The organism is Pseudoxanthomonas sp. LjRoot204_2 (genome assembly GCF_056175765.1).
In genome coordinates this window covers 1-1,035 of the sequence record NZ_JBGFFG010000737.1, presented here as the reverse complement: position 1 = coordinate 1,035, position 1,035 = coordinate 1, and the positions used below count along the sequence as shown (strand labels likewise).

1 protein-coding gene is annotated in these 1,035 nt (G+C 67.5%); it reads right to left on the bottom strand.

From position 1 onward, the window contains the following. The coding region (locus AC04L7_RS19505) for an efflux RND transporter periplasmic adaptor subunit (RefSeq protein WP_475513818.1) at nt 1-1,035 on the bottom strand (1,035 nt) is incomplete at both ends.

The following is a 1,035-nucleotide window of genomic DNA, read 5'->3' as shown; positions in this document are numbered from 1 at the left end:
TTGTTGTTCACCGTTACCTCGGCGTCGTTGCGCAGCTTCAGCAGGCCGCTGGTCGCCACGCGCTCGCCGGGCTTCAGGCCTTCGGTCACCGCGATCAGGTCGCCGCGGGTGGCGCCGGTCTTGACGAAGCGCTGCCGCACCACCAGCTTCTTGCCGGTCAGCGGCTTGCCCTGCATGTCCTTTTCGCCCTCGGCGCGCGGTACCTCCTGGATCACGTACACCGCGTTGCCATAGGGGTTGAAGCTGATCGCGGTCTGCGGGACCACAATGACCTTGCGCGCGTCGCCGGTATCGAAGCCGACATGGGCGAACGCACCCGGCCGCAGGTTGTATTCGGGGTTGTCCAGCGTCGCCTGCACCTTGAAGTTTCGCGTGGCCGGATCGACCTGCGGCTCCACCGCGGTGACCTCGCCTTCGAACACCTGGCCGGGAAGGGCATCGACCGTGGCGCGGATCTTCGCGCCCGGCAGCACCTGGCCCACGCGTTGTTCGGGCAGGGTGAAGTCGAGATAGATCGGATCCAGCGCCTGCAGGCTCACGATGGCGTCGCCGGGGTTGAGGTACTGGCCCAGGTTGACCTTGCGGATGCCCAGCACCCCGTCGAACGGTGCGCGGATCGTCTTCTGTGCGATCAAGGCGCGCTGCGCCTCGACCTGTGCCAGCGACGTGGCCGCCACGGTGGCGCGTTCTTCGGCTTCGGCCTGGGAGACCAGCTTGTCGCGGGCCAGCGCCTGCCAGCGGTCGCGCTGCACGGCGGCGAGCTTGGAAGATGCTTCCAGCGACTTCAGCACCGCCAGCTCGTTGGCGCTGTTGAGCTGCGCCAGCACGGTGCCGGCCTTGACCGGTTTGCCGACGTCGATCGACAGGCTGCGCACCACGCCGCCGGCCTCGGTGGTGACGTCCGTGCCGTTGATGGCCACGAACGTGCCGACGGCCTGCTGTGCGTCGATCCATTCTTCCTGCTTGGCCGTCCAGTCGGTCACCGCGGCGGCCGGTTGGGGCATGTTGTCGAAGAAGTCGTTCATGCCCTTGCCC